The 26,458-nt window shown below is 35.3% G+C and carries 28 protein-coding genes; 21 read left to right on the forward strand and 7 right to left on the reverse strand.

What is annotated here, in order from left to right:
- Positions 1-15 precede the first annotated feature (15 nt).
- A complete protein-coding gene (locus V9G42_00285; GenBank protein ID MEI2757846.1) occupies positions 16-1,596 on the forward strand; it encodes a T9SS type A sorting domain-containing protein in 1,581 nt (526 codons plus the stop codon).
- Between the two features lie 50 nt (positions 1,597-1,646).
- Here the strand turns inward: V9G42_00285 and V9G42_00290 are convergent, their stop codons facing one another.
- Positions 1,647-2,564, reverse strand: coding sequence for a pyridoxal-phosphate dependent enzyme (locus tag V9G42_00290; protein ID MEI2757847.1), 918 nt, complete (start codon positions 2,562-2,564; stop codon positions 1,647-1,649).
- A gap of 140 nt (positions 2,565-2,704) precedes the next feature.
- Here V9G42_00290 and V9G42_00295 point away from each other — a divergent pair, with 140 nt between their 5' ends.
- Both V9G42_00295 and V9G42_00300 read left to right on the forward strand, forming a co-directional pair.
- Positions 2,705-2,881 (forward strand): DUF5522 domain-containing protein, encoded by a 177-nt coding sequence (locus V9G42_00295; protein MEI2757848.1) that lies wholly within the window; start codon positions 2,705-2,707, stop codon positions 2,879-2,881.
- A gap of 69 nt (positions 2,882-2,950) precedes the next feature.
- Positions 2,951-4,591 carry an acyl-CoA carboxylase subunit beta gene (locus V9G42_00300; protein MEI2757849.1) on the forward strand — a complete coding sequence of 547 codons (1,641 nt, stop codon included), beginning with the start codon at positions 2,951-2,953 and terminating at the stop codon, positions 4,589-4,591.
- A gap of 76 nt (positions 4,592-4,667) precedes the next feature.
- Here V9G42_00300 and V9G42_00305 read toward each other — a convergent pair whose 3' ends face one another.
- The gene (locus V9G42_00305) at positions 4,668-5,099 is read right to left on the reverse strand and encodes a hypothetical protein (protein ID MEI2757850.1); all 432 of its coding nucleotides are present in this window, start codon (positions 5,097-5,099) and stop codon (positions 4,668-4,670) included.
- Between the two features lie 72 nt (positions 5,100-5,171).
- Here V9G42_00305 and V9G42_00310 point away from each other — a divergent pair, with 72 nt between their 5' ends.
- From V9G42_00310 to V9G42_00380, 15 genes are all read left to right on the forward strand, one after another.
- Positions 5,172-5,717, forward strand: a complete 546-nt coding sequence (locus V9G42_00310; protein ID MEI2757851.1) for a lysophospholipid acyltransferase family protein — start codon at positions 5,172-5,174, stop codon at positions 5,715-5,717.
- A 109-nt stretch (positions 5,718-5,826) separates the two neighbouring features.
- Positions 5,827-6,360, forward strand: coding sequence for a 30S ribosomal protein S16 (locus tag V9G42_00315; protein MEI2757852.1), 534 nt, complete (start codon positions 5,827-5,829; stop codon positions 6,358-6,360).
- 28 nt (positions 6,361-6,388) lie between these two features.
- Positions 6,389-6,910, forward strand: a complete 522-nt coding sequence (gene rimM / locus V9G42_00320) for a ribosome maturation factor RimM (protein ID MEI2757853.1) — start codon at positions 6,389-6,391, stop codon at positions 6,908-6,910.
- A gap of 170 nt (positions 6,911-7,080) precedes the next feature.
- Complete coding sequence (gene ccsA / locus V9G42_00325) at positions 7,081-9,510, forward strand: cytochrome c biogenesis protein CcsA (protein ID MEI2757854.1); 2,430 nt, start codon at positions 7,081-7,083, stop codon at positions 9,508-9,510.
- Complete coding sequence (locus tag V9G42_00330; GenBank protein ID MEI2757855.1) at positions 9,485-10,276, forward strand: Rossmann-like and DUF2520 domain-containing protein; 792 nt, start codon at positions 9,485-9,487, stop codon at positions 10,274-10,276. The genes ccsA and V9G42_00330 overlap by 26 nt, the downstream gene beginning before the upstream one ends.
- Positions 10,273-10,779 carry a 3-deoxy-D-manno-octulosonate 8-phosphate phosphatase gene (locus V9G42_00335; protein ID MEI2757856.1) on the forward strand — a complete coding sequence of 169 codons (507 nt, stop codon included), beginning with the start codon at positions 10,273-10,275 and terminating at the stop codon, positions 10,777-10,779. The genes V9G42_00330 and V9G42_00335 overlap by 4 nt, the downstream gene beginning before the upstream one ends.
- Positions 10,779-11,723: a geranylgeranylglycerol-phosphate geranylgeranyltransferase gene (locus tag V9G42_00340; protein ID MEI2757857.1), complete on the forward strand. Its 945-nt coding sequence runs from the start codon at positions 10,779-10,781 to the stop codon at positions 11,721-11,723. The genes V9G42_00335 and V9G42_00340 overlap by 1 nt, the downstream gene beginning before the upstream one ends.
- A 93-nt stretch (positions 11,724-11,816) precedes the next feature.
- Positions 11,817-13,049, forward strand: a complete 1,233-nt coding sequence (locus V9G42_00345; protein MEI2757858.1) for a polysaccharide deacetylase family protein — start codon at positions 11,817-11,819, stop codon at positions 13,047-13,049.
- 1 nt (position 13,050) lies between these two features.
- Positions 13,051-13,962 carry a hypothetical protein gene (locus tag V9G42_00350; GenBank protein MEI2757859.1) on the forward strand — a complete coding sequence of 304 codons (912 nt, stop codon included), beginning with the start codon at positions 13,051-13,053 and terminating at the stop codon, positions 13,960-13,962.
- 2 nt (positions 13,963-13,964) lie between these two features.
- Entirely contained in the window at positions 13,965-14,612 is a 648-nt protein-coding gene (gene upp, locus V9G42_00355; GenBank protein ID MEI2757860.1) for a uracil phosphoribosyltransferase, read from the forward strand.
- A gap of 51 nt (positions 14,613-14,663) precedes the next feature.
- Entirely contained in the window at positions 14,664-15,245 is a 582-nt protein-coding gene (locus V9G42_00360) for a hypothetical protein (GenBank protein MEI2757861.1), read from the forward strand.
- The gene (locus V9G42_00365; GenBank protein MEI2757862.1) at positions 15,242-15,946 is read left to right on the forward strand and encodes a YjjG family noncanonical pyrimidine nucleotidase; all 705 of its coding nucleotides are present in this window, start codon (positions 15,242-15,244) and stop codon (positions 15,944-15,946) included. Before V9G42_00360 ends, V9G42_00365 begins: the two co-directional genes overlap by 4 nt.
- A 4-nt stretch (positions 15,947-15,950) precedes the next feature.
- Positions 15,951-16,871, forward strand: coding sequence for a ribosome small subunit-dependent GTPase A (gene rsgA / locus V9G42_00370; protein MEI2757863.1), 921 nt, complete (start codon positions 15,951-15,953; stop codon positions 16,869-16,871).
- Positions 16,872-16,874: 3 nt separating this feature from the next.
- Complete coding sequence (gene dtd, locus V9G42_00375; GenBank protein ID MEI2757864.1) at positions 16,875-17,333, forward strand: D-aminoacyl-tRNA deacylase; 459 nt, start codon at positions 16,875-16,877, stop codon at positions 17,331-17,333.
- Positions 17,323-17,649 (forward strand): nucleotide pyrophosphohydrolase, encoded by a 327-nt coding sequence (locus V9G42_00380; protein MEI2757865.1) that lies wholly within the window; start codon positions 17,323-17,325, stop codon positions 17,647-17,649. The genes dtd and V9G42_00380 overlap by 11 nt, the downstream gene beginning before the upstream one ends.
- On the opposite strand, the gene V9G42_00385 is transcribed toward V9G42_00380, so the two are convergent.
- Positions 17,650-18,387 carry a hypothetical protein gene (locus tag V9G42_00385; protein ID MEI2757866.1) on the reverse strand — a complete coding sequence of 246 codons (738 nt, stop codon included), beginning with the start codon at positions 18,385-18,387 and terminating at the stop codon, positions 17,650-17,652.
- 165 nt (positions 18,388-18,552) lie between these two features.
- Between V9G42_00385 and V9G42_00390 the strand changes: the two genes are divergently transcribed.
- Complete coding sequence (locus V9G42_00390) at positions 18,553-19,425, forward strand: cation diffusion facilitator family transporter (protein MEI2757867.1); 873 nt, start codon at positions 18,553-18,555, stop codon at positions 19,423-19,425.
- A gap of 23 nt (positions 19,426-19,448) precedes the next feature.
- On the opposite strand, the gene V9G42_00395 is transcribed toward V9G42_00390, so the two are convergent.
- On the reverse strand, positions 19,449-20,315 hold the full coding sequence (locus V9G42_00395) for an RNA polymerase sigma factor RpoD/SigA (protein MEI2757868.1): 867 nt from the start codon (positions 20,313-20,315) through the stop codon (positions 19,449-19,451).
- A gap of 484 nt (positions 20,316-20,799) precedes the next feature.
- Here V9G42_00395 and V9G42_00400 point away from each other — a divergent pair, with 484 nt between their 5' ends.
- Positions 20,800-21,258: a hypothetical protein gene (locus tag V9G42_00400; protein MEI2757869.1), complete on the forward strand. Its 459-nt coding sequence runs from the start codon at positions 20,800-20,802 to the stop codon at positions 21,256-21,258.
- Here the strand turns inward: V9G42_00400 and V9G42_00405 are convergent.
- The 3 genes from V9G42_00405 to V9G42_00415 form a co-directional block, all read right to left on the reverse strand.
- Positions 21,255-22,199 carry a DUF2279 domain-containing protein gene (locus tag V9G42_00405; protein ID MEI2757870.1) on the reverse strand — a complete coding sequence of 315 codons (945 nt, stop codon included), beginning with the start codon at positions 22,197-22,199 and terminating at the stop codon, positions 21,255-21,257. The two genes, V9G42_00400 and V9G42_00405, sit on opposite strands and share 4 nt — an antisense overlap.
- A 129-nt stretch (positions 22,200-22,328) precedes the next feature.
- Positions 22,329-22,700 (reverse strand): MerR family transcriptional regulator, encoded by a 372-nt coding sequence (locus tag V9G42_00410; GenBank protein MEI2757871.1) that lies wholly within the window; start codon positions 22,698-22,700, stop codon positions 22,329-22,331.
- 29 nt (positions 22,701-22,729) lie between these two features.
- Positions 22,730-23,701, reverse strand: coding sequence for a M23 family metallopeptidase (locus V9G42_00415; GenBank protein MEI2757872.1), 972 nt, complete (start codon positions 23,699-23,701; stop codon positions 22,730-22,732).
- A gap of 133 nt (positions 23,702-23,834) precedes the next feature.
- On the opposite strand from V9G42_00415, the gene alaS reads away from it, so the two are divergent.
- Positions 23,835-26,453, forward strand: coding sequence for an alanine--tRNA ligase (alaS, locus tag V9G42_00420; protein ID MEI2757873.1), 2,619 nt, complete (start codon positions 23,835-23,837; stop codon positions 26,451-26,453).
- Positions 26,454-26,458 lie beyond the last annotated feature (5 nt).

Consider the following 26,458-nt stretch of genomic DNA (forward strand, 5'->3'; position numbering starts at 1 on the left):
TAAAACCATAATAAGATGAGAAGAAATTTACGAAAATTAGCAGTATTGGGCATGTTCAGCATGTTTGCCTATACTGTACAAGGACAGAGATTTTTAACTGAAGTTTTTCCTTCGGTTAATGTCACGCCCAGTGTAATTTATAGCCAAAACTACGAAGTCTTAACAGGGACACCTGTTTTAAAAGATTTAAAAATGGATATTTATGAGCCGTCCGGTGCTGCAGATCCAATGACTGAAAGACCCTTGATTATTTATTTACATACAGGCAGCTATATTCCGATTATTGTGAATGGTAATGCAACAGGATCAAGAAATGACAGTGCAGCGGTTGAAATTTGCAAGCAGTTTGCTCGCAGAGGTTATGTTGTTGCAAATATGGATTACCGTTTAGGATGGGATCCAACCAACACAAACCCGACCAACGGACTTGATATTCGCAGAGGAACCTTGCTGAATGCCGTTTATCGTTCAATACAAGATGCAAAAGCTTGTGTTCGTTATTTCAGAAAAGACGCTGCAATAAATAATAATGTTTATAAAATTGATGTCAATAATTTTTACCTTGTTGGTCAGGGTACAGGAGGATATATTGCATTGAATTATGCAGTACTAAACAGTCCGTCTGAAATTACATTACCCAAGTTTATAAGCAGTACAGATGCACCAACCTATGGAATTTTTGCAGGTCAGCCTTACGTAAATCAAGCCGCTTTGGGTGATTTTGATGGTATAGGCGGTGTAGCTCCATATAACAACGAAAACAATCCCGGATACTCTAATGCAGTTCAGTTTGTAGTGAATTTAGGTGGTGCTATGGGCGACAGTTCATGGATTGCTGCCGGTGATGCACCCATGATCGGAATACATTGCGTTGATGATCCTTTTGCACCTTATGGCGTTGGAATTGTTTATGTACCCACTACTCCACCACAAGCTGTTGTTGATGTAATTGGGTCAGGAGAAATTATTAAACATGCAAATCAATTAGGCAATAATGCTTGTTTTGCCAATGCAGGATTTACAGACCCTTATACGTTACGTGCCAACAGTATTAATAATGGCAATGAGGGATTATTCCCCCTTCAGCAAGGTATTAACCCGGTGAATCCACAACTTGGACATGCCGGACCGTGGGAATGGTACAACTTAACAGCAACACAAAATCTGGCCGTTGCTATGGGTTATCTTCCAACACGTGGTGATACCTGTTATGGTAATTCTTTGTTAACCAATCCTACTATGAGCAAGGCTTATGCTTTGGCTTATATTGACACTATTATGAACTACGTAAATCCCAGAATCGTTTTCTGTCGTAACCTGCCAACTTCAGTAAAAGAAGTTTCTACAAACAGTTCAGAAGTGACTATTTATAACAGTCCATCAAAAAGTTATTTTACTGTTGTTTCTACAAGTAAAGAACCCATGCGCTCTATTGAAGTTTATGATATCAAAGGCAGTCTTTTAACATCTGAGAAAAATCCGAATGCCTTTAATCAGCGAATTGAAAAAGCATCACTATCACTCAATAAAGGTGTTGTTCTAGTAAAAATAACTTACAACTCTGACGTGATAACAAAAAAAATAACGTTGGATTAATTTTTCTGATTCAAATATTCTTAAAAAAGGCAGTCTTTGGATTGCCTTTTTTATTTGTCAATCAGATACTGGCAACCACCGGTGTGAATGGCAAGAATTTTTGTTTCAGGATAAAATTGAGCCTTAGCAATCATATCAAATATTGCATAAAATAATTTACCTGTGTAAACAGGCTCAATCAGAATATTTGTCTTCTGCGTAAATAACTCACAAAATGCTTTTAGTGCAGCATTGCTTTTACCAAATCCTTCAAAGGTGTACTGATGGTGAATAATATAATTTGAATTTGAATTTGAATTTGTGTTCGTATTAGCTAAATGCAATTGTATGTTTTCAGTCAATGATGCGGCAGCATTAACTACGGCAATGCCATGTACACTTGTATTTTCAGGTACTGATGCCGCAATTCCTGCAAGCGTAGTTCCTGTTCCTACAGCACAGATTACTGTATCATATTCAGTAATTACATTATTAAGAATTTCTGCACAACCTTTATACCCTTCGGTATTATTTCCACCTTCAGGAACAATATAACAGTCATCAGGATTTAAATCGTTCGCAAGAAGTAAATTCTTAACCACATCGCTTTTATAGAATTTGCTGTCATGTATTTGTTTGTACCACTGACGACTCACAGGTATCAGAAGCATTCCATCATTAACAGCACGATTTAAAGTGTTATTCAAGGGCAAAACAATTTCACCTCTGATAATACCTACAGCTTTTAGATTTCTTAATTTGCAAGTACGTGCAGTTGCTGCTATATGATTGCTGTATGCCCCACCGAATGTCACTAAGGTACTTTTACCCTTTTCTGTTGCAGTTTGAAGATTGTACTTTAACTTAAAAGATTTATTTCCTCCTGAAATTGCATCTGGCAGATCCAGCCGGAGTATGTTTAATCTCATATTTTTATGTCCTAACTGAAAAATATCTAAATCAATTTCTTCAACAACAATTTTATTCATCACTACAAAATTAAATAGTTAAATCTGATATTGGTTTATACTCCTAAATTCAATTTACAGTCAAAATCACTCTTATGAAATTACATCATTTTATATAATTTTTGAATTCAATTGCAAAAATTCAGAAATTTGCATTCGTAATGGCATTTACAGACAAGTTCGAAAAAGACGAGTTTTATTTAACTCCTGAGGGTTATATTGTTTTTACTGAAAAATATCACCTGAAAAGAGGCTACTGTTGTCAAAGCGGATGTCGTCATTGCCCTTGGCAGTCTAGTGATAAAAAGTCGGCTAAGAATAAAAACCTTAAGCAATAATCTCTGCTACTGATTAAAAACACAAGTTTGTTATTTTAATCTATTTTTGTCCACTATTGATTATATATTATGACTGAGAAAGTTAATCTTGAATTTAATGTCAATGAAGATTTATATAAATCGCATCTGATACGTTTGACAGAGCGGTTAAATAAAATTTATGAAGGTGGTGGAAAGAAAAATGCAGCCAAGCAAAAAGAAAAGAATAAAATGTTGGCACGTGAACGAATTGCATATTTGTTGGATGCCGATAAACCGCAGTTTGAAGTAGGTGCCTTTGCCGCAGATGGCATGTATGCCGAACAAGGCGGTTGCCCTTCTGCAGGAGTTGTTGTTGTGATTGGCTACATTTCAGGCAAACAATGTATAGTTGTAGCCAATGATGCAACAGTAAAAGCAGGTGCCTGGTTTCCAATGACAGCAAAAAAGAATTTGCGCGCACAGGAAATAAGTATGGAAAATAAATTGCCAATTGTTTATTTGGTGGATAGTGCTGGTGTTTTTCTTCCTATGCAGGACGAAATTTTTCCTGATAAAGAGCATTTCGGTCGCATATTCAGAAATAATGCTGTAATGTCATCAATGGGAATTTTACAAGTTGCAGCTATTATGGGCAGTTGTGTTGCAGGAGGAGCCTATTTGCCGATTATGAGTGATGAAGCTTTGATAGTGGACAAAACAGGCTCTGTTTTTCTTGCAGGCAGCTATTTGGTAAAATCTGCTATTGGTGAAGAAATAGATAACGAAACTTTAGGTGGTGCTACAACACATTGCGAAATTTCAGGTGTAACAGACAATAAATTTAATGATGATGCATCATGTCTGGACTATATTAAGCGATTGTTTTCTAAAATCGGAACCTTTGAAAAAGCCGGTTTTGATAGAGCAGAGTCAAAAGAACCTACTGCAAATCCAAAAGAAATTTATGGAATAATACCTGCAGAAAATTCCAAACAGTATGACATGCATGAAGTCATCAACCGACTAGTAGATAACAGCGAGTTTGATGAATACAAGGAAAAATATGGACAAAGTATTTTATGTGGTACAGCACGTATTGATGGTTGGGCTGTAGGCATTGTTGCCAATCAGCGAAAGGTTGTGAAAAGCAAGAAAGGTGAAATGCAGTTTGGTGGAGTTATTTATAGCGACAGTGCAGATAAAGCGGCAAGGTTTATAATGAACTGCAATCAACGGAGAATACCACTGGTGTTTCTTCAGGATGTAACCGGATTTATGGTTGGCAGTCGCAGTGAACATGGTGGTATTATAAAAGATGGTGCTAAATTGGTAAATGCAATGGCCAACAGTGTTGTACCTAAATTCACCGTCATCATTGGAAACAGCTACGGTGCTGGCAACTACGCAATGTGTGGCAAAGCCTACGATCCTAGATTAATTGCAGCATGGCCAACAGGGCAAATTGCTGTGATGGGTGGCTCGCAGGCAGCAAAAACATTGTTGCAAATTCAGGTGGCTGCTCTTAAATCACAAGGAAAAGAAATTTCTGAAGAAGAAGAAAAGGCTCAATTAAAAACCATTACTGACAAATACAACACACAAACTTCGCCATATTATGCTGCATCAAGACTTTGGGTTGATGCAATAATTGACCCACTTGAGACTCGTAAAATGATAAGCATGGGTATTGAAATGGCAAACCACAATCCAATAGTTAGACCTTATAATGTTGGTGTAATCCAGACTTGATGCTTTTGGAATTGGTAGTCACAAAAAAAGCGGAAACATACAGATGCTTCCGCTAGGCTTTTAACAGTTAACTTTATTAATGTTTGTGATTTGGGTCACTATGATCATGACCTTTAACATCATTATTCTCACACATACGGGCAATTTCTGTAAAAATAGTATTGGTCTCACCTAATTTCTTAGTGATTGATTCATCACTCTCATTAAGTTCAATCAATCCAAACAATTCTTTACAAGCAACTGCCAATCTTGTAGTAGCATCACTCATTTTAGCCGCATCAATTCCTGATGGCGCTTTTGATTGATGTAATGCAACAGCAAGTTCCATCAGTTGTTTATACTCTGCCTTTATTACTTTTAAATTACCATCCTTACTTGGCTGGTAGGTTTCAGACATAACTTTATGAAAGTTATTTAACTCAGCCCATGAATTCATGGTCTTGTTGGCCTGACTGTTTGCTGTCAGACTGAATGAAGCAAGTGCAATGAATAAAAGAATCCTTTTCATTTTATTTGATTTTAATTTATGCAAATTTATATGATTCCTTCTTAAAACAAAACAGTTTTTTATCTTTACCCAATGACGAGATTTATCTATAGTTTTTTCTTTAAACTTTTTGGATGGAAAATTAAGGGAAAAATACCCGATGATTTAAAAAAATATGTAATGATTGTGGCGCCTCATACCAGCAATATTGACTTTTTTGTTGGTCTTGCCACCAGAAGTATTCTTAGACTTGACACCAAGTATCTGGCTAAAAAAGAGCTGTTTAGACCCCCTTTGGGTTGGATTTTTTATGCACTAGGTGGATATCCGGTAGATAGGTCTAAACCGGGAAAACTAGTAGAAAAAGTTGCTGAAATTTATAACCGTCATGAGCAGTTTTCAATCTGTATTACTCCTGAAGGCACACGAAAATATGCTGAGGAATGGAAAACAGGATTTCATAAAATAGCAATAGCAGTAAAAACACCAGTGGTAATGGTAGCATTTGATTACCGCACTAAAACGGTTGTCATAGCTCCACCCTTCGCTCCTACTGATGATACACAAGGCGATATAGCGAAAATCAAGGATTGGTACCGGCAATTTGAAGGAAAAATAGCCGAATATGGTGTTAAATAAAAAAAGACCATAAGTATTTGATAATTCATCTAAAAGTTAGATATTTGCAGCCCCAAAATCAGGGAGGATTTTGGGATAAATAAATTTATTAATCATAAAAAATTAAAAAATGCCAACAAAAATCAGATTACAGCGGTTTGGAAAAAAAGGCCAGCCGTTTTACCATGTTGTGGTGGCGGATTCACGTGCTCCCAGAGATGGCAAGTTCATTGAAAAAATCGGGACCTACAATCCAAGGACTATCCCGGCAACCATTGACCTTAATCTCGACAGAGCACTCTATTGGTTAGGCACAGGCGCACAACCAACGGAAACAACGCGTGCCATTTTAAGTTACAAAGGTGTATTGTATAAGAATCACCTTATGGGCGGAGTAAAAAAAGGTGCCTTAACACAGGAACAGGCCGATGCTAAGTATAGCGCTTGGATGGAAAACAAAAACCTGAAAGTTCTTCAGCATTCGCAAAAAGTGCAATCATCTAAAGCAGATGATATGAAAAACCGTTTGGAAGAAGAATCCAAAAAGCGTGAGGTTATTGCTAAGGCTATTGCTGAAAAACGTGCTGCTGCCAATGTTGCCGAAGCCGAAGCTGCTGCTGCACCTACAACTGAAGGAGGCGAAACTCCGGCAGAAAACGCTTAAAATAATAATGCTATAATGCCCTTTGATAATGGGTTTTGACGAAGTTACTTTTTTTGGAACACTTGTTAAAACACATGGTATCAAGGGGCATTTGGTTTTAAGATGCTACGATAACTTTACGTGTAAAAAGAAAAGTCCTGCATTTCTCTATATAAAAGAAGGTGATCAGTTGAAACAAGAAGCGGTTTCAGAAATCCAATTTACATACCCATTTTGCCGAATAAAATTTTCAAATGTTGCAGATATAAATAAAGCTGAAATCTGGCTGAAGAAGGAAGTTTTTATAGAAAAAAAACTGCTTCTTGAAAACGAAATTCCATATAAATTTCAACTTTTAGGTTGCTTGGTTATAGATAGCATCTCGGGACCAATAGGCAACATTGTTGACATTGCAGAATATCCACAGCAGCAAATAGCCATTGTTAATGCTAATGCTAATGGCAAAGAAGTTCTAATCCCTCTTAATAAGAATTTCATCACCACATTCAATAGCGAGGCAAATAATTTAATTGTTACGCTTCCTGATGGCCTACTTGACATTTATCTTTAGTAGTTCTATCATTTTTTATTGTGTATTGCAATAAATCTGAAGCAGTACTTAATTTTCCGCTCTAGGCAGCCTTTAAAATCTCTCCTAAAAACATAATAATAACTTGACATGATATTTACTATTATGACTCTTATTTTTTCAGATATTCGCAGCAAAATTATCGGTGACGAATGGAGATTAAATATATCGGAGAGCAGTTATTCTGGGGCTACATTGGCAATGGATTCATTTTTACTGCATTTATCAGTGCTTTATATGCTGCAATTTTATATCTGACAAGTGTAAGAAATGAAGAAAAAGCAAAATGGGCTACACCATTAGCTAGAAAATTTCTTTACCTGCATAGCATTGCATGTTTTGGCATCTTTTTCCTTCTGCTTTACTTAATTTTCAATCACCGATTTGAATATTATTATGTGTGGCAACACTCCAACATGACCATGCCTATGTACTATATTCTTGCTTGTATTTGGGAAGGTCAGGAAGGAAGTTTTTTATTGTGGATGCTATGGCATAGCTTAATTGCATTATTTGTTTCCAGAAGAAACCGTCATTGGGAAAGTCCGGTTGTAGGAATAATTATGTTGGTGCAGGTTTTTCTAGGTTCAATGCTGTTGGGCGTTTATGTATTCGGTTATAAACTTGGATCAAATCCTTTTACACTGCTTCGAGATAACGAACAGTTTGCCAACCTTCCGTTTATTAAAATGCCCGATTATCTTTCTCGCATTGCTGATGGTCGTGGACTTAATCCTTTGTTGCAGAATTACTGGATGGTAATCCATCCTCCAACTTTATTTTTAGGTTTTGCTTCTACTGTTGTTCCATTTGCATTTGCTTTAGGGGGACTCATGCGTAAAAACATTACCGAATGGATTAAACCCGCACTGCCGTATGCGTTTTTTTCAATCATGTCTTTAGGTGCAGGTATTCTTATGGGTGCAGCATGGGCATATGAAGCGCTAAGTTTTGGTGGTTTCTGGGCATGGGATCCTGTTGAAAACGCCTCATTGGTGCCCTGGCTTGTTATGGTTGGAGCAGGACATGTTATGCTTGTGTTTAACAAACGTGGCCGGGCTTTACTCAGCACCTACATACTTTGTATTCTTTCATTCTTGTTGGTTTTGTATAGTACGTTTCTTACTCGCAGTGGAATACTTGGAGAAACTTCCGTACATGCTTTTACTGACCTTGGAATGAGTGGTCAACTTATTTTTTATATGCTGTTCTTTGTAATTCTTGCTGTAGTGATGCTTGCAATAAACTGGAAAAAAATTCCTAAAGAAAACTCAGATGACAGCATCACATCAAGGGAATTCTGGATGTTTATTGGCATGTTGGTGCTATGTATTTCAGCAATTCAAATTACTTTTACTACAAGCATCCCTGTTATTAATAAAATATTCGGTTCAAACCTTGCTCCCCCGGTAGATGTAAAAGAACATTTCAACTCCTGGCAAATGCCTATAGCTATGATTATTGCATTGCTAATGGCTGTTGGACAATTTTTTAAATATAAAGAAAGTAAACCCAAAGAAGTATTTAAAAAGCTCTTGTTTTCTCTGATCATTTCAACAATACTCTCTGTCGTTTTAATTTTGTTACTGAAGTTTAACAGCATCCATTACATGGTATTGCTGTTTACTGCTGTATTTGCAATCATTGCCAACTTCGATTATTTTCTTCGTGTTTTGAAAGGAAAATTTTCTTTCAGTGGTGCTTCCATTGCTCACATTGGTTTCGCATTTATATTACTGGGCACACTAATTTCCAATGCAAATTCAAGAATTATTTCTAAAAACAGATTGAATATTGATTTAGGAAAAGATTTTCCTAACAATGAAAACATTATGCTTGCTAAAGGTGACACCTTGCAGATGGGAAAGTATTTTGTAACCTATAGTGGCCGCGAGAAGAAAGATCATAATATCTATTTCGATGTTGAATATTTTAAACTGAATAACAAAACCGGAGAATTGAAAAAAGCATTTAGCCTGAAACCAATTATTCAGCTTAATGAAAGAATGGGAAATTCACCAGAGCCTGCTACTAAGTGGTTTCCAGATAAGGATATTTATACACATGTGACTTATGCTAATTTAGATGAATACACCAAAAATGTATCTATGGATGAGTATGATGCCCCCGTTGAACATGAAATGGCTGTAGGTGATACATTGGCAACTTCAAACAGCCTTATTGTTTTGCAAAAATTAGCAAAAGACAATACAGGAATTGAAGTAGAATCCTTTGACAGTTTTGGTGTTACAGCAATGCTGGAAGTAACTGATGTAAATAAAAAGAAACATTTGGTTACGCCACAGTTTCTAATCAAAGACCGAATGGCTGTTTCAAAAAATTATTTTCTTGATGAACTTGGTTTAAAATTCAGGTTTACGAGCATCAGCCCTGAAAGTGGAAAGATTAAACTTGAAATAGCTGAAAAGAAGGCGAATAAGAAAGACTTTATAATTATGAAAGCAATCATTTTTCCTCATATAAATTTATTGTGGATTGGTTGTATCTTAATGCTTACAGGGACTTGGATAGTTTCAGTAAAACGATTTAAAGAATATGTCCGATACACAAACAAAGGATAACAAATTCACACTGACCTTTATTGGATCAGGGAATGTTGCCTGGTTGTTGGCCATTTTATTTAAAACTTCAGGACATAAGATTAAAGAGATTTACAGCAGTAATAAAAAAACCGGTTCTGCACTTTCAAAAGTTACAGGCAGCAAGTTTGTTTCTGACATTCAAAAAATCAACAACCATTCAGACATTTATTTCATTACAACTAACGATGACAGCATTGCCGAAGTTGTTACTCATTTACCAGATTCGCAGAGCATAGTCGTTCATACATCCGGTACTGTTGATATACAAGTACTGAAAAAGAAATTTAAAAATGCCGGAGTTGTTTATCCTTTGCAATCTATAACCTCTGCAAGTGTTTTATCGGACGAACTAACCTTTTGTTTGGAAGCAACCAGCAACAAGGTATTAACTTCGTTAAAACAATTAATAACTTCAGTAAATTGTCGTTTTGTAGTAATGAACTCTCAAAAAAGAGCAAAATTGCATCTTGCTGCTGTGCTGGTAAATAATTTCACTAATCATTTGTATGCACAGGCATTTTCTTTTTTGAACAAAAACAGAATAGAATTCAATCTTCTGAAGCCTTTAATTACACATACTGCAAAGCGATTAGAGGGTAATCCTGCTGCTTTTCAAACCGGGCCTGCTGTCAGAAATGATAATAAAACTATTCAACAGCATTTAAGTTTATTAAAAGACAACAAACAACTTGCGGAATTATACAAGCAAATGACAGAATCAATTTATAAATTTCACAAAAAATGAACAGCGTGAATTTTAAAGAAAAATTAAAAGAAATAAAATGCTTTGTCTTTGATGTAGATGGTGTGCTTACTAACGGTATGCTGCATGTCACCAACGATGGAAAACTTTTACGTGCCATGAATATTAAAGATGGATATGCACTTCAATTGGCAGTAAAAAAAGGTTATCGTGTTGTAATCATTTCAGGTGGCAAAGATGAGGGCGTTGTTATCCGTCTTAAAAATTTAGGTATAAGTGATATTTATGTTGGCATTGGAAATAAACTGCAACAGTTGTTTTCTGTAATGCAGGAACATCATCTTACATCAGCACAACTGCTCTATATGGGTGATGACATGCCTGATGCAGAAGCAATGAAAAATTGTGCCATAGCCAGTTGCCCTTATGATGCTGCACCACAAATTCGCGATATTTGCCATTATATTTCACCTATAAAAGGAGGTGAAGGTTGTGCACGTGATGTTATTGAACAAGTTTTAACTCTAAACAACGATTGGGAATAATGGGATTTTTAAGGCTTATAAGATTTCCGAATTTAATAATTCTGGCATTGGCTCAATGTCTGATTTATTATATGATTGTTGTGCCTTTGCTAAAAACATCGGAGTTTACGCCTTCATTGCATACATGGCAGTTTTTGTTGATAGTCCTAAGTACAGTACTTATTGCAGCAGGAGGCTATACTATAAATGATTTTTTTGACAAAGACATTGATGCTGCAAACGGAATCGGCAAAGTGCACGACTTCTCCGGATGGACAATGAAAACATTTTATTTTGTTTTCTCTATCATAGGTATTGCTATTGGGCTTTACCTTACTTACGCCTTGAAATTAAGGCAATTTGCACTCACCTATTTACTCACTGCAGCACTACTTTATTTTTATTCTGCATCATACAAAAGACTTCCATTGGTTGGAAATTTTGTTGTTGCTTTTTTAACAGCTGTAGCGGTTTTCCTTCCTGCATTTGCAGACTATGAATTGCAATATGCATTTCGTGATATTAAACTTCCTGTTATTAATAATAAGATGTATAATCTTAGATTAATAATTGCAATTACGGCAGCTTATGCTTTTTTTGCATTTCTTATTTCATTAGTCAGAGAAATAATTAAAGATATTGAAGATATTGAAGGCGATAGAGAATTTGGATGCAACACACTCCCAATTGTTGCCGGCAAGGATAATGCAAAATTTATAGCCATTGGTTTATTACTCTTGATATTTGGATTGATTTTATTTCTTCAGATTAAACAAGCCTGGTGGGAAAGTCTTCCGGTCTTTGGTTATACTATGCTATTTGTACAAATACCAATTCTCATTTTAGCAGTGAAATTATTTTTCTCTGTAGAAAAAAAGCATTTCAAAGCAGCCAGCATAATGGCAAAAGTGGTTATGATTGGGGGCATATTATCTCTTCCGGTTTTTAAATATTTCAGTACCTGACCCTGATTTTTTCGATAACTAATGTTATTAGTCTATATACATAAAAATTCACCACGCCTAAAATATATCTTCGATTTATTTATTGGCAAACTAATGGGTATTAGTTACGAAACAACTCAAAATGTAGAAGAGTTTAAAAGTTATGCCGGCCCCAAATTCAATTATTCAGAACATCAGATTGAAAATGAAATATTCATTTATTCAGAAAGGTTGTTGTTTGAGAAAGGTATTGAAGACCAGCAATTCGGGTTTACTGAATGGGATGGCATAAAAGCATTTTATGCAACACATCCAAAATACAGTGTGCCATTCGATTTATTTTCTGCATCATTCTATTTAGTGAGTCGTTACGAAGAATATCTTCCACATTTAAGGGATTCGCATGACCGATATAATGAAACGGAAAGTATTGCATACACCAGAGGATTTCTTCAGAAACCTGTAGTGAATATTTGGGCACAGAAATTCAAATCTATAATTTTAGAAAGATATCCTAATCTTAAGTCGGCAAACTCAAAGTACAAGTATATATCAACTATTGACATTGATAATGCATATGCTTACTTAGAAAAGGGCCTGATGCGTACTTTAGGCGCTTACGGCAGGTCTTTAATTAATTTCGATTTACCTCAAATTGTAGAACGTACCAAGGTGTTGATGCGTTTGATGCATGACCCTTATGACACTTATGACTTAATGCATGATTTGCATAGACGATATAAGATCAATGTAATTTACTTTTTTTTACTAGGCGAATATGGAGAAAACGATAAAAATGTTTCTGTTGATAACAGAAATTTTCAATCACTCATTCAATCCTTAGCTGACTATGCCGATACAGGAATCCATCCAAGTTATGGTTCAAATATCAAACAAGGCCGTCTGCAAAAAGAAGTTCAGCTGCTGACTAAAATTCTAAAAAGAGAAGTAACTAAAAGCAGGCAACATTTTCTCAAAATAAGATTGCCTGATACTTACAGACAATTAATTAGTGTTGACATTAAAGAAGATTTCACAATGGGCTATGCAGGAAATATCGGTTTCAGAGCAGGCATTTGTTCTTCTTTTTATTTTTATGATCTGGATCAGGAAGTACAAACACCACTTGTCATACATCCGTTTGCTGTAATGGATGCAACTTTCAGATATTACCTAAAAGTAAATCCTGAACAGGTAATAGATTTGATAAAACCACTGCTTGAAGAAGTTAAAGCAGTAAATGGTACTTTTATCAGTTTATGGCATAATGAATCACTCAGCGAGAATCATATCTGGAAAGGTTATAGAAGTATTTATGAAGAATTACTTAAAATAGCATCTGCCTGAAATGGAAATAAAGTACCTTGAACATAATGAGATTGACAAAGCAAAATGGGATCTCTGTATCAACCAGGCTATAAATAGATTACCCTATGCTTTTTCATGGTACCTTGATGTGGTTAGTCCAAACTGGCATGCATTAGTGAGTGATGATTATAAATTTGTGTTTCCCTTAACATGGAGAAATAAAATGGGATTCAATTATCTCTATCAGCCACTGTTTACACAACAATTAGGAATATTTTCTTCACTACCTGTAAGTTTTGCTGTCTCGAATGATTTTTTAAATGCAATTCCATCAAAATTTAAACTGATTGAGATTAATTTAAATTCCTTCAACCCGGCAGCCGGCAACAAATTTGTTGCATCTAAAAGATTAAACTTCGAAATGGATTTATCTTTATCTTACGAAGAAATCAGAAAATTTTACTCTGACAATCAAAAGCGAAACATTAACAAGGCAAAAAAAAATGAATTAAAAATAAATCAACCTGACATTTCCGAAGTAATAAGTTTATTTAAAAATGACAGAGGTTTGAAAGTTGAACGAATGAAAAATGAAAGTTTTGAATTACTAAGAAGATTGTACTCTGCTTTGAAGCAAAAAGGAATAAGTTATATACGAGGTGTTTCTGACGGTTCCCAAACTATTTGTGGGGGAATATTCATTCAAACAGAGTACAGAATTATTTTTCTCTTTTCCGGCAACACTGTAATCGGAAAATCTTCAGGTGCCATGTCCTTTCTAATTGACTCTGTAATTCAGGAAAATTCAAACAAAAAAATTATTCTGGATTTTGAAGGCTCTAATGATTTAGGTTTGGCGCGTTATTATAGTAGTTTTGGTTCGATTGAACATGTATATTTACACCTGAAAAAAAACACACTTCCATTTCCTGTAAGACTTTTTAAACGATAACTATGGTAAATATTCTAAGCACAGGCAACTCCTTACTACATCATTTTGTCGCAGAATTACGTGATGTAGAAATACAGAATGACAGGATGCGTTTTAGAAGAAATCTTGAACGCATTGGTGAAATTGCCGCTTACGAAATAAGCAAAACCATGAATTATGAAAACACAGATGTAACCACCCCTCTGGGTATTGCCACTGTTCCACTTCTGCAAAGTCAACCTGTATTAGGCACTATTTTAAGAGCCGGGCTACCACTACATCAGGGCTTATTGAATTATTTTGATCAGGCAGATAATGCATTTATTTCGGCTTACAGACGTCATCATAAAGATGGTAGTTTTGATATACACCTTCAATATCTATCATCTCCACCAATTGCTGGAAGAACATTGATTTTAAGTGACCCTATGCTTGCCACAGGTCAGTCATTAGTTGAAACTTATAAAGCAATGCTTGAATCCGGACAACCTGCGCATACACATGTTGTAGCTGCCATTGCAAGCAGACAAGGTATAGAATATGTTAAAGCAAATTTACCTGATGACTTAACCATTTGGGTTGCTGCTGTTGACGAGGAACTCACTGCACAGTCATATATTGTCCCCGGCTTGGGTGATGCCGGAGATTTAGCTTTTGGTGAGAAAAAGTAATTCAGTCAGTTATTTTTACTATCTTTCGTTGATTAATCAGAATAATAAAACATGGGTGAGTTTGTAAAAATTCTGATGGTCATATTAATCAGCAGTGTAAAATTTGTAGTCGGTCCTGCATTTGCTTATTATGATGAAAAATATGACTTCACAATTTTCGAAGCAATAGTCTATCCTATTATCGGTGGCATGCTAGGTGTTTTTGTTTTTAGTTTTTTTAGTGATCAGGTTGCAAATGTTTGGCACTGGATACAAAATCGAATTAAAAGGACCGTTTCACGGAAACAGCCTTTCTCTGAACCCACAGTAGATAGTGATGGTAAAGTTGTTGTCAGCTACACGTATGTTGATTCTAAAGAAAAACCTAAAAACAAAATTTTTACTAAGCGCAATAGAAGACTAATAACCATTTGGAAGAAATACGGTTTGTTTGGAATCGCATTACTAACACCTGTAGTAATTTCAATCCCTATTGGTACAATCATTGCATCACGATTAGTACCCAACAAAAAGAAAGTTTTTTTATACATGCTCATTTCAATTTCAGCCTGGTCAATAGCAATGGTGTCTTCGTTTGAACTATATCATGCCTATTCCATAAAAGCGCTACAACAGAAAGTTCTTGAACCATGAAAAAGTTAAAGCGCTATACACATCTCATTTTTGACCTTGATCATACTTTATGGGATACCAATGCCAATGCAGCACAATCGCTGTCTGAAATGTATCATCAATATAATTTAGAGCAGAATGGCATAAATAGTGAGCATGCTTTTATTCAGAAATATGTGGACATTAACAATAGAATGTGGACAGAATATTCTCTTGGACGAATTAAAAAATCGTATTTGCGTGCAGGACGATTTGAACTCACATTAAAATATTTCGGAATTGAAAATCCGGAGTTAGTTGAAAAGCTATCTGATTTCTTTGTCCAAAACACACCCAGTAAGAAAGAGTTAATCCCATTTGCTAAAGATTTATTAAATCATGTACATGGCAAATATCAGTTAGCTATTATTACAAATGGTTTTTCAGAGGCACAACACACAAAGTTAAAAGCATCATCAATAGATCATTTTTTTAGTAAGATAATAATTTCAGAAGAGATTGGTTATCATAAACCCGACCCCAGAATTTTTTTAAAGACTGTAGAAATACTTAAGACACCCATTAAAGACTGCTTGATGATTGGTGATAACATAGAAACCGATATTGCCGGTGCAATTGCTGCGGGCATGGATTGTGCTTATCTTAATCCAGAACGAATCAGGCATAACTGTGAAGTGACATTTGAAACACATTGTCTGAGTGATTTGATTAAATGGCTTTAATGTTATGCAAACTTTTGAAGGTGTAGTCGTAAAAACAACAGGCAATATTATAACGGTTCAAACGGGAAACGAAAGAATTTTTTGCAGGGTAAAAGGCAGCTTCAGGATAAAAGACATTAACAGCACCAATCCTGTAGCCGTTGGTGATTATGTGAAGTATTATTTTGAAGGTGGTGATGCGCTGATTACAGAACTTCTCGAAAGAAATAATTACATTATCAGAAAATCAAAAAAATTAAGTAAGCAGGTACATATTTTAGCTGCCAATATTGATCATGCATATTTGGTCGCAACACCTATTTTACCAAGAACATCAACAGGATTTATAGACAGATTTCTTGCTACTGCCGAAGCCTATTCTATTAAGGCTTCTATCATTTTTACTAAAGCAGATATTTATGATAAAGACATATTAAATTATGTTGATGAATTAAAAAATCTGTATTCAGGAATTGGATATTCTGTTTATATAGTATCAAATCAGCTACCGGATTCATTAATTGCGTTGAAGCTGCAACTAAAAGATAAAATCAATTTATTCACCGGACACTCAGGGGTTGGAAAATCGTCTCTTATTAATGTGTTGATTCCCGGTTTAAATTTGAAAGTAACACCAATATCTGAACAGCATCTAACAGGAAAACATAGTACTACTTTTGCAGAAATGCATCAATTACCTGAAGGTGGATTTATTATTGACACACCCGGTATCAGGGAATTCGGCACCTACGATTTCAATAAAAACGATGTAACACATTATTTCCCTGAGTTTTTTCGATTATTACCCAATTGTAAATTCAACAATTGTATTCATGTTAATGAAAGTGGTTGTGCTGTATTGACGGCACTTGAGAAAGGAGAAATTAGTCCATCTCGATATCACAATTACCTGAGCATTTTAAACAATGAAGATATATTTCGTTGAACTATGAAAGTTGTAATTCAAAGGGTAACTGCAGCAAGCGTTGAAATTGAAGGAGCCATCTATTCTTCCATTAAGAATGGACTATTAGTGCTTTTGGGAATTTCTGAAATAGATGAAAAGGAGGATGTTGACTGGTTATGCAAAAAAATTGTTGGCTTGCGCATTTTCGCTGATGAAAAAGGGTTAATGAATCTTTCAGTCAAAGATATTCATGGGCAATTGCTTCTGGTGTCACAATTTACACTTTATGGTGACGTAAATAAAGGTAACCGACCTTCATTTATTCAGGCTGCAAGACCGGAGAAAGCAATTCCTCTGTATGAGTATTTTATTCAGCAACTCAACAAATATGATATTGAAGTTTGTACAGGTAAATTTGGCGCTGATATGAAAGTGTCATTAACCAATGATGGGCCTGTTACAATAATTATTGATTCAAAAAAACAAGCAAATGACAATTAGAGATTCACAACAAATTGTTGACGATTGGATAAAAAAACATGGTGTCCGTTATTTCAATGAGTTAACCAACCTTGCATTACTGACAGAAGAAGTTGGTGAATTAGCAAGAATAATTGCAAGGAAGTACGGTGAGCAGTCAGCAAAAAACAATGAAGACAATTTGCAGATGGCAGATGAAATGGCAGATATATTATTTGTTTTGATTTGTTTGGCTAACCAAACCGGGGTTGATTTAGAAGATGCTTTTAAAAATAATTTATTAAAGAAAACTAATCGTGACGCAACACGACACAAAGAGAATAAGAAACTGTTTTAGTTATTTTTCCTTGTGATGACCAATTAAAAAATCAACACCAAAACTCAAAATTAATTTCTGGCGATTAAAATCCCTTTCATTGTCTATTTTGAATGAAGGCGTCATTTGAAATTTTGCTTTAACCAAATTGCCTCCAACGGACAAATAAATACTGGGCTCATAAAACAAATAACTTTTCCCATAAAGCATATCATCAGGGTCTGCCTGTCTGTAAAACATCATATCATCGTATTGAACATAGCTTATTCTGAAAACCATTCCAAAGTTGAATCTTTTATTCTTGTAGAATACTCCCGGTTGTATGTAATATCTTGTTAAGTCAGAGCTGAAAAACTTTAAACTGTCTTGATTCATTTTAATACTACCTTTCCCAATGCCTGTATAAATATCAACACCCCATTTTTCAGATGCCATGGCATAATAGCCAAGTCCAACATTTCCTACGATTCCATTTCCTGAATAATCGTTAGTGCTATTTCCTCCACTAAAATACATACCGTCAGCAGTAATGCCCAGATGTTTAATCGGTGAATAACTCAACTGTGCATCGAATGACAATCCACCTACCCCAAATTGCGGCAATGAAAATGAAGTACCTACTTTTCCTTCGCCACCATTTGCTAACATTGGTATATTGGGTTGTGGTGGAACATAATATTTAGGTGAACAACCGGATTCTAATAGTACTAATGTAATTGCCCATAATATAAGAGATGCTAATTTGAATTCAGGTTTCATATATAAATACGTCTACAGGTTATTTAGTATATGTCAAAAGTAAAAATTTTATTATTCCTTTCTATCAAACATAAAAATTGGGACATATATTTATGAGAATATTTTTTATATTAAACTGATTTTATCTGAGCAAGTGAGATGAATACATTAATTTTGACATGAAAAATGTCGCATCAAAAAGCAATTCAAATTACCTGGATAAGCATATTGGGCAATACTTTATTAGCCGCAATAAAGTGGTTGGTTGGCTACTTTGGTAACTCTTATGCTTTGATTGCCGATGCTATTGAATCCACTACAGATATTTTCTCTTCTACCCTTGTATTACTTGGATTGAAATATGCCAGCCGTCCGGCTGACAAGAACCACCCTTATGGTCATGGCCGCGTAGAGCCGTTGGTGACATTTGTTGTTGTCGGTATTTTAGTTTCTGCAGCTACAGTAATAGCAATTGAAGCCATTAAAAATATCATGACTCCACATGAGATACCGGAGACTTATACACTTGCTGTACTTGCAGTAATCATTGTGAGTAAAGAATTATTTTATCGTATTGTTTCCAATAGAAATAAGAATATCAACAGTACAGCATTGAAGGCTGATGCATGGCACCATCGTAGTGATGCCATTACTTCTCTTGCTGCTTTTATTGGAATTGCTATTGCCATTTACTTTGGAAAAGGCTTTGAAGCGGCCGATGACTGGGCTGCTTTGGTGGCATCAGGATTTATCTTCTACAACAGCTATCTTATTTTCAGACCTGCCTTAGGTGAAATTATGGACGAACATCTTTATGATGATGTTATTGCAGAAATCAGAAAAGTTGCGGTAAATGTTGACGGAGTAATAGATACAGAGAAATGTCTGGTTCGAAAATCGGGTATTAATTTCTTAATAGACCTGCACATTACTGTTGACTCACACATCACAGTTAAGAAAGGGCATCAGATAGCGCATCATTTAAAAGATGCTTTAATAATGCATAACCCTCTAATAGCAGACGTGCTCATCCATGTTGAACCGGATGAGCACGTTTAAGCTTTAAACAGAAACAGTTTCTACTATTGCCCTAAGTAAGCTTTAAGTAGTTTGCTTTTTGAATTTTGGCGAAGCGTCTTAATAGCTTTTTCTTTAAGCTGACGTACGCGTTCCCGTGTCAAATCAAATTTTTCACCTATTTCTTCCAATGACAAACCATGCTCAACACCAATTCCGTAAAAAAGCTTTATTACATCTTTTTCACGCTCTGGCAGTGTTTCTAATGAACGGTTGATTTCAGTGTGTAACGACTCTGCCATGAGTGTGCTGTCAGCATAAGGTGCATCAGGATTGGTCAACACATCAAGTAATGTATTATCTTCTCCCGGTACAAAGGGAGCATCCATTGATACGTGACGACCTGGCATTTTCATTGTATAGGCAATTCTGTCTGTATCAATTTCTAATTCACTGGCTAATTCTTCTGCTGTTGGTTCGCGTTCAAATTTTTGCTCAAGATTTGAAAATGCTTTTTTAACCTTGTTGGCAGCACCTATCTGATTAAGTGGTAATCTAACAATACGTGCTTGTTCTGCCAATGCCTGCATGATAGATTGACGAATCCACCAAACTGCATAAGAAATAAACTTAAAACCTCTTGTTTCATCAAAACGTTTTGCCGCTTTTATCAAACCAAGATTACCTTCATTAATCAAATCGGGTAAACTCAAACCTTGTGACTGATACTGCTTAGCTACCGACACCACAAATCTAAGGTTAGCTCTTACTAATTTCTCTAATGCTCGCTGGTCTCCTGCTCTGATTTTTCGGGCAAGTTCTACCTCCATCTGAGCTGTAATTAACTCCTCTTTACCAATTTCCTGTAAATACTTTTCAAACGATGCGCTTTCACGGTTTGTAATGGATTTAGTAATTTTTAGCTGTCTCATCTAATTTATCTAATTTTTATGTGTGTTTCTATGTATGCAATGTAAGAACAAAAAACGATAATCATGGTTTAAAATTGCATTATTTTTTTAAAGGCGTTGCAAATATACTATGCGTTTAGTGGCAATGCTAACTTTATTTTTAGACAACTTCATATAATATTGCATGTCAATATATTATCTTTACTTTTTCAAGTAAAAGACTACTTTTTTAACATACCTTGAGGCTGTTTTTTAAATAAGTTAGTCTTCGAAATTTACTTAAATGGTATAGACTGATAAAATAGGTTTTTCATCTTTAATACATATTTCAACCAGTTATTCGCCTTTGGACAGTTGTAAGAATAACTAAACATTTTGCATAATTCTCTACCATACATCAACAAAACATAATGTATTTAGTACTTATCTAAAATGATTTCTTTTACATTCGTATTTCATTCAAAACAATTTACTCAAGCTATTTATCAAATATAACAAATACACAATGACAAAATCAACTTTTATTTTTACATCTGCAATAAGTTTATTTCTTGTTACTTCACTGGCTGTATCTGGCCAGAAAGGCCAGGTTAAACAAGAGCAAAAAATTACTGGTCCCGGAAAATGTTTAATTAAAACAGATAGTCTTCTTACCAATGAACTTACAAAAGAAGATCTTATTAAATGGGTAGAAAACCCGCCTTTTATTGTAAATTGTCAAGACACTAAAACATATAAACTGAAGTTTTACGAATTTACAATTTTAAAGATGAAGCCGTTCGAAAATAAGAGTTTCGGTGTTGGTGATGATAGAATGATCCCCATTCTAGGACGCAAGGCAATAGATGATTTAAAAGGAGGAGACACGGTAATTCTAAAAGGTGTTGATTTGATTGAAGACGGTACTGAGAAAACAGCAAAAGCACCAACCATCAGTATTAAAATTATTGAGAAGAATCCTTAGAAATATATTGGATGAAAAAGCCATTTTCCTTTTGAATTAATTTCAAGCGCAGGCAATGGAAATTTTATAAATCGGGTAACTTCAAAAAACAATTTCAATGCCTTTGACTTTGTTTTTATTTTAGTGAGGTCAATATCAGGAGCAATATATACTTGTCTGTAACGCTTATAATAAGGAATAGGATTATTTTTATATTCTGAGGCATTATCAAATGCGCCTGTCATACCTTCAGCACCAATACCTACAGCAATATTCAGCCAAGCAGGTACTACATTGGGTTTCTTTATAAAAGAGTTAATATTAGCTGACAACCATAGTGTTTGTCCGTTATAGTCTTTAAAGAGTTGCTGTATATAATTTTCACCTAAAAGATCCGGACGATAGTGTGCATACTTTGATTGATGAAAAGAAAATTTAAACTCCATTCTCTGCTCCTGCCAAAGTAATTGCTGTCCAATAAAAACCGATGACCCAAGCGTGTTAGCGGCAATATCTCCCCAGGAAAATCCCCAAGCAGAAGAAAATCCATCTAAGGCTTCAACCGAGGCTAAAAAAATCCAACCCAGATTTCCGCCTATAAGTGTCGCCTTTTTATTATCCATACCTGCCCAGCGACAAACATTATAACCTTGCTTGCCGGCAATGTATGAACTAAAAGTATGACCTGTTTTATCCATCAGTAACCATTCACCATTATCGTTAAAAAAATGAAAATGGTTCATTTCATACCCACTATACCACAACTGATACAATCCTGTCATTGTTCCGGCATACAAGCCAAGTGTTGTATATCCCGCTATCTGTACCCGCTGTTTATTGTAAACAGGTGAAGGCTCAAAAAATGCAATTTTTCGCTGTGTGATAACAGAGTCCTGACAAAATGCATTAGAAAAAATACCTATCAGAGATATTGTGATAAACCACTTACAGATATAGTGCAACGGGAAAAATCTACAAATGGATTTAAATTTCTTGGGTTTCAATAAAAGCTTATAAAATAAATAGTAATACTAAAAGAAATGTTAATGAGAAAGTGAAACTTACATCAAAAGGGTTTAAACAAAGTGATTTCAAAGGTTTCCTTTCATTTCGAGTAAAAAAGCTTTTAACCTATTCAAAGCAAATTTCACGTGGCTATTTTCTTCTATTACCTCAGTATTTCCATTCTCTTCTGTTACAGGTATTGCTTTACCATTCGCTTTCAGATATTGCTTGGCTCCATTTAGTGTAAATCCTTTTTCTTTTACCAAATGATAAATCACCCGGAATGACTCTATGTCTTTTTTGGTATAATGCCGCTCACCTTTTAAATTCTTTTTTGGATGAAGCAATGTAAATTCTTTCTCCCAGTAGCGCAACAATGATGTGTTTACTTTAAACATTTCAGCCACTTCACCAATGCTGTAATAAAGTTTTTCAATATGTAGGTCGTCATGCTGCATTTCAGATGATTTTTCTATAATTCACAAATCTAATCGAATGATTGATTGTATTTTGAAGAAATTTCCAACACCTGTTCATATTGTGTTGCCGTCAGGTCGTTGAAGAAGAAATTAATGGGATTAATTTTTGCCCCATTTTTAATTACTTCGTAATGGCAGTGTGGCCCGGTACTGCTTCCGGTATTACCTACATAACCTATTATCTGTCCCCTTATTACTTTCTGACCTGGTTTCACTACAATTCTGCTCATGTGGGCGTACAAGGTTTCATAACCGAATCCATGGTTGATGGTAACATTATTGCCGTAGCCTCTACCCTCTTTCTCAACCTTTTTGACAACCCCATTGCCTGTGGCATAAATTTCTGTTCCTACCGGTGCGCTAAAATCTATTCCTGTGTGCAAAATACTGGTCTTATATATGGGATGGATTCTATAACCAAAACCTGAAGCTATACGTGATAATTCTTTGTTGCTGACAGGTTGAATGCCAGGTATTGATGCCAAAAGTTCTTTTTTATTTTTTGCAAGTTCAAAAACTTCATCAAATGATTTTGTCTGAACATACATTTGCCTCATCAACTTATCCAATTGAGTTGTTGTTTCAATCATCAGTGCTGAATTGTCATAACCCTTTAATGAACGATATTTATCAACGCCTCCATAACCAGCTTCTCTTACACTTTCGGGTATTGGGTCTGCTTCAAAAATAACTCTGTATATATTGTCATCGTTATATTCAAGGTCTTTAAGCACTTTTGACATTAAATCCATCCGCTGCTGCAAAATCTCATATTGAAGGTCCATTACTGCAATTTCACGCTTTAGTTGCTTTTCTTTAGGTGAATCCAGAAACTGATAGGCTAATGCAATAATAATTGCGCTAAACACCATAGTTGTTGCCAGCCATCCCAAAACACGTAAAAAACGCTTTTTAAAGGAAACAACTACCTTTTCGTATTTTAGAGAATGTGTATTAAAATAATATTTGGCCTTCGCCATAATCTTAAATTCTATTTTTGCACAATTCAGCAAAAATAAAATTTTTCTGAAATTACATAAATATTCAAAAATTATAAAAATCAGATATTTAAATATCTTCATTTAAACTTCTTACACCATTTCATTAAAATACATGACCTCATCAGAAATTCGTAAAACATTTTTAGATTTTTTTAAGTCGAAACAACATACAATTGTCCCATCAGCACCTATAGTTGTTAAAGGTGACCCTACACTCATGTTTACCAATGCCGGAATGAATCAGTTTAAAGATTGGTTTTTAGGAAATCAACCTGCAAAATACAGACGTGTTGCCGATACACAAAAATGCCTACGGGTTTCAGGTAAACACAATGATCTTGAAGAGGTAGGTGTAGATACCTATCATCATACCATGTTTGAAATGTTAGGAAACTGGAGTTTTGGAGATCCTAATAACCCTAATGCCGGTTACTTTAAAAAAGACGCTATTGCATGGGCATGGGAAATACTTACCGAAGTTTACAAACTTCCTAAAGACCGTTTGTATGTAACCGTTTTTGAAGGTGATATGAAAGAAAATCTATCGTTCGATGAAGAATCTAATGCTTGTTGGAAACAGCATATTGATGATTCGCGGATTTTAATGGGAAATAAGAAAGATAACTTCTGGGAAATGGGTGACACCGGACCCTGTGGCCCCTGCTCTGAGATTCATGTTGACTTACGAAGTGATGATGAAAGAAAAAAAACGGATGGAAAAATATTAGTTAACACAGGACATCCATTGGTTATCGAGATTTGGAATAACGTATTTATGGAGTTCAACAGGAAAGCTGATGGCACACTTGAAAAATTGCCGGCCCGACATGTTGATACAGGTATGGGGTTCGAGCGTTTGTGTATGGCAATTCAACAGAAGAAATCAAATTACGACACAGATATATTTCAGCCAACCATAAATTACATTGAAGCAATGAGTGGTATTAAGTATGGTAGCACAGAACAAACAGATATTGCTATGCGAGTTCTATCTGATCATATCAGAGCAATTGCATTTACCATCGCAGATGGACAGCTACCATCGAACAATAAAGCCGGTTATGTTATTCGTAGAATATTAAGAAGAGCAGTTCGTTATTCATTTACTTATCTAAACTTTAAAACGCCATTTATTCATAGACTGACGCCTTTATTGGCAGAGCAGTTTAAAGATGTTTTTCCTGAACTTTTTGAGCAAAAAGGTTTTGTCCAAAAAGTTATCAAGGAAGAAGAACAATCTTTTTTACGTACTCTTGAAACTGGAATCAGAAGATTTGATCAATATAAAGATTCTGTTATTGATGGAGAATTTGCATTTGAATTGTATGACACCTATGGTTTTCCAATTGACCTCACCCAATTAATTGCACGCGAAAGAAACATGCAAGTGGACATGGATGGATTTAACCAATGTTTAGAACAGCAAAAAGAAAGGTCACGTGCAGCCTCGGCTGTTGATGCTGAAGATTGGGTTATTCTTGAAAACGGTGAGTCGCAATTTATCGGATATGACAATACTTCTGCTGAGGTAAACATTATTAAATACAGAAAGGTTAAATCTAAAAACAAAGAACAATATCAGCTTGTCTTCAATCAGACTCCTTTTTATGCAGAAAGCGGTGGTCAGGTTGGTGATACAGGCTTTTTACAAAACGAAAAAGAAAAAATTATTATTACAGATACAAAAAAAGAAAACAATCAGATCATTCACTTATCAGATAAATTACCACTTGATTTGAAAGCTGATTTTGTTGCAACTGTCAACAGTTCGAGAAGGAGAAAAATAACGGCTAATCACAGTGCAACACATTTAATGCATGCTGCATTAAAGCAAATTTTAGGCAATCACGTTGTACAAAAAGGCTCACTTGTAAATGATGAGCACACACGATTTGACTTTGCACATTTTGCAAAGGTGACGGATGAAGATATTGCCAAAATAGAACAAATGGTGAATGAAAAGATTCGTGAAAACATTGCCTTGGACGAAAGAAGAAATGTGCCGTTAGAAGAAGCTAAATCAATGGGTGCAACTGCGCTATTTGGCGAGAAATATGGCGACTATGTTCGTGTCATTATTTTTGATCCTGCCTTCAGCATGGAGTTATGTGGAGGCACACATGTTAATGCAACCGGTGAAATAGGTTTATTTAAAATCGTAAGTGAAACAGCAGTAGCTGCGGGAGTTAGACGCATTGAAGCTATAACCTCTGTAGAGGCTGAAAAATACATTACCCATCAACTGACACAGCTAAACACCATTAAATCCGAATTAAAATACCCTAAAGACATTGTTATTAGAATAAAAGAGCTTTTGTTTGAAAACGAAATACTGCAAAAGCAAATAGACAGCTTTGTTCATGAAAAAGCACAGTTAATTAAAGGTGAACTGCTAAAAAATGTAAAGTTGAAGAACAACATCAATGTTATTGCGCAAAAAATTGACTTAACCAATGTTGAGGCTATCAAAAATATTTCTTTTGAACTTCGCAATCAGTTGCCGGACTCATTTATTTTGTTAGCCTCTGAGAGTGAAGGCAAGGCCATGCTTTCGTTGATTATTTCAGATCATTTGGTGCAATCAGGTAAACTTAATGCCACAACAATTATCAGAAGCATTTCAAAACACATTCAAGGTGGCGGTGGTGGACAGCCCTTTTATGCAACAGCCGGTGGAAAAAATCCTGCGGGAATAGAAGCTGCCATTCAAGAGGCTTTAAGTATGATATAAAAAAG

The sequence above is a fragment of the Bacteroidia bacterium genome, assembly GCA_037045145.1.
Taxonomy (GTDB): Bacteria; Bacteroidota; Bacteroidia; order AKYH767-A; family OLB10; genus OLB10.

Bases quoted from the DNA above. Each gene is read 5' to 3' on its own strand.
- V9G42_00285 (MEI2757846.1), top strand. From the start codon at position 16: ATGAGAAGAAATTTACGAAAATTAGCAGTATTGGGCATGTTCAGCATG.
- V9G42_00290 (MEI2757847.1), bottom strand. From the start codon at position 2,564: ATGAATAAAATTGTTGTTGAAGAAATTGATTTAGATATTTTTCAGTTA.
- V9G42_00295 (MEI2757848.1), top strand. From the start codon at position 2,705: ATGGCATTTACAGACAAGTTCGAAAAAGACGAGTTTTATTTAACTCCT.
- V9G42_00300 (MEI2757849.1), top strand. From the start codon at position 2,951: ATGACTGAGAAAGTTAATCTTGAATTTAATGTCAATGAAGATTTATAT.
- V9G42_00305 (MEI2757850.1), bottom strand. From the start codon at position 5,099: ATGAAAAGGATTCTTTTATTCATTGCACTTGCTTCATTCAGTCTGACA.
- V9G42_00310 (MEI2757851.1), top strand. From the start codon at position 5,172: ATGACGAGATTTATCTATAGTTTTTTCTTTAAACTTTTTGGATGGAAA.
- V9G42_00315 (MEI2757852.1), top strand. From the start codon at position 5,827: ATGCCAACAAAAATCAGATTACAGCGGTTTGGAAAAAAAGGCCAGCCG.
- rimM (MEI2757853.1), top strand. From the start codon at position 6,389: ATGGGTTTTGACGAAGTTACTTTTTTTGGAACACTTGTTAAAACACAT.
- ccsA (MEI2757854.1), top strand. From the start codon at position 7,081: ATGGAGATTAAATATATCGGAGAGCAGTTATTCTGGGGCTACATTGGC.
- V9G42_00330 (MEI2757855.1), top strand. From the start codon at position 9,485: ATGTCCGATACACAAACAAAGGATAACAAATTCACACTGACCTTTATT.
- V9G42_00335 (MEI2757856.1), top strand. From the start codon at position 10,273: ATGAACAGCGTGAATTTTAAAGAAAAATTAAAAGAAATAAAATGCTTT.
- V9G42_00340 (MEI2757857.1), top strand. From the start codon at position 10,779: ATGGGATTTTTAAGGCTTATAAGATTTCCGAATTTAATAATTCTGGCA.
- V9G42_00345 (MEI2757858.1), top strand. From the start codon at position 11,817: ATGGGTATTAGTTACGAAACAACTCAAAATGTAGAAGAGTTTAAAAGT.
- V9G42_00350 (MEI2757859.1), top strand. From the start codon at position 13,051: ATGGAAATAAAGTACCTTGAACATAATGAGATTGACAAAGCAAAATGG.
- upp (MEI2757860.1), top strand. From the start codon at position 13,965: ATGGTAAATATTCTAAGCACAGGCAACTCCTTACTACATCATTTTGTC.
- V9G42_00360 (MEI2757861.1), top strand. From the start codon at position 14,664: ATGGGTGAGTTTGTAAAAATTCTGATGGTCATATTAATCAGCAGTGTA.
- V9G42_00365 (MEI2757862.1), top strand. From the start codon at position 15,242: ATGAAAAAGTTAAAGCGCTATACACATCTCATTTTTGACCTTGATCAT.
- rsgA (MEI2757863.1), top strand. From the start codon at position 15,951: ATGCAAACTTTTGAAGGTGTAGTCGTAAAAACAACAGGCAATATTATA.
- dtd (MEI2757864.1), top strand. From the start codon at position 16,875: ATGAAAGTTGTAATTCAAAGGGTAACTGCAGCAAGCGTTGAAATTGAA.
- V9G42_00380 (MEI2757865.1), top strand. From the start codon at position 17,323: ATGACAATTAGAGATTCACAACAAATTGTTGACGATTGGATAAAAAAA.
- V9G42_00385 (MEI2757866.1), bottom strand. From the start codon at position 18,387: ATGAAACCTGAATTCAAATTAGCATCTCTTATATTATGGGCAATTACA.
- V9G42_00390 (MEI2757867.1), top strand. From the start codon at position 18,553: ATGTCGCATCAAAAAGCAATTCAAATTACCTGGATAAGCATATTGGGC.
- V9G42_00395 (MEI2757868.1), bottom strand. From the start codon at position 20,315: ATGAGACAGCTAAAAATTACTAAATCCATTACAAACCGTGAAAGCGCA.
- V9G42_00400 (MEI2757869.1), top strand. From the start codon at position 20,800: ATGACAAAATCAACTTTTATTTTTACATCTGCAATAAGTTTATTTCTT.
- V9G42_00410 (MEI2757871.1), bottom strand. From the start codon at position 22,700: ATGCAGCATGACGACCTACATATTGAAAAACTTTATTACAGCATTGGT.
- V9G42_00415 (MEI2757872.1), bottom strand. From the start codon at position 23,701: ATGGCGAAGGCCAAATATTATTTTAATACACATTCTCTAAAATACGAA.
- alaS (MEI2757873.1), top strand. From the start codon at position 23,835: ATGACCTCATCAGAAATTCGTAAAACATTTTTAGATTTTTTTAAGTCG.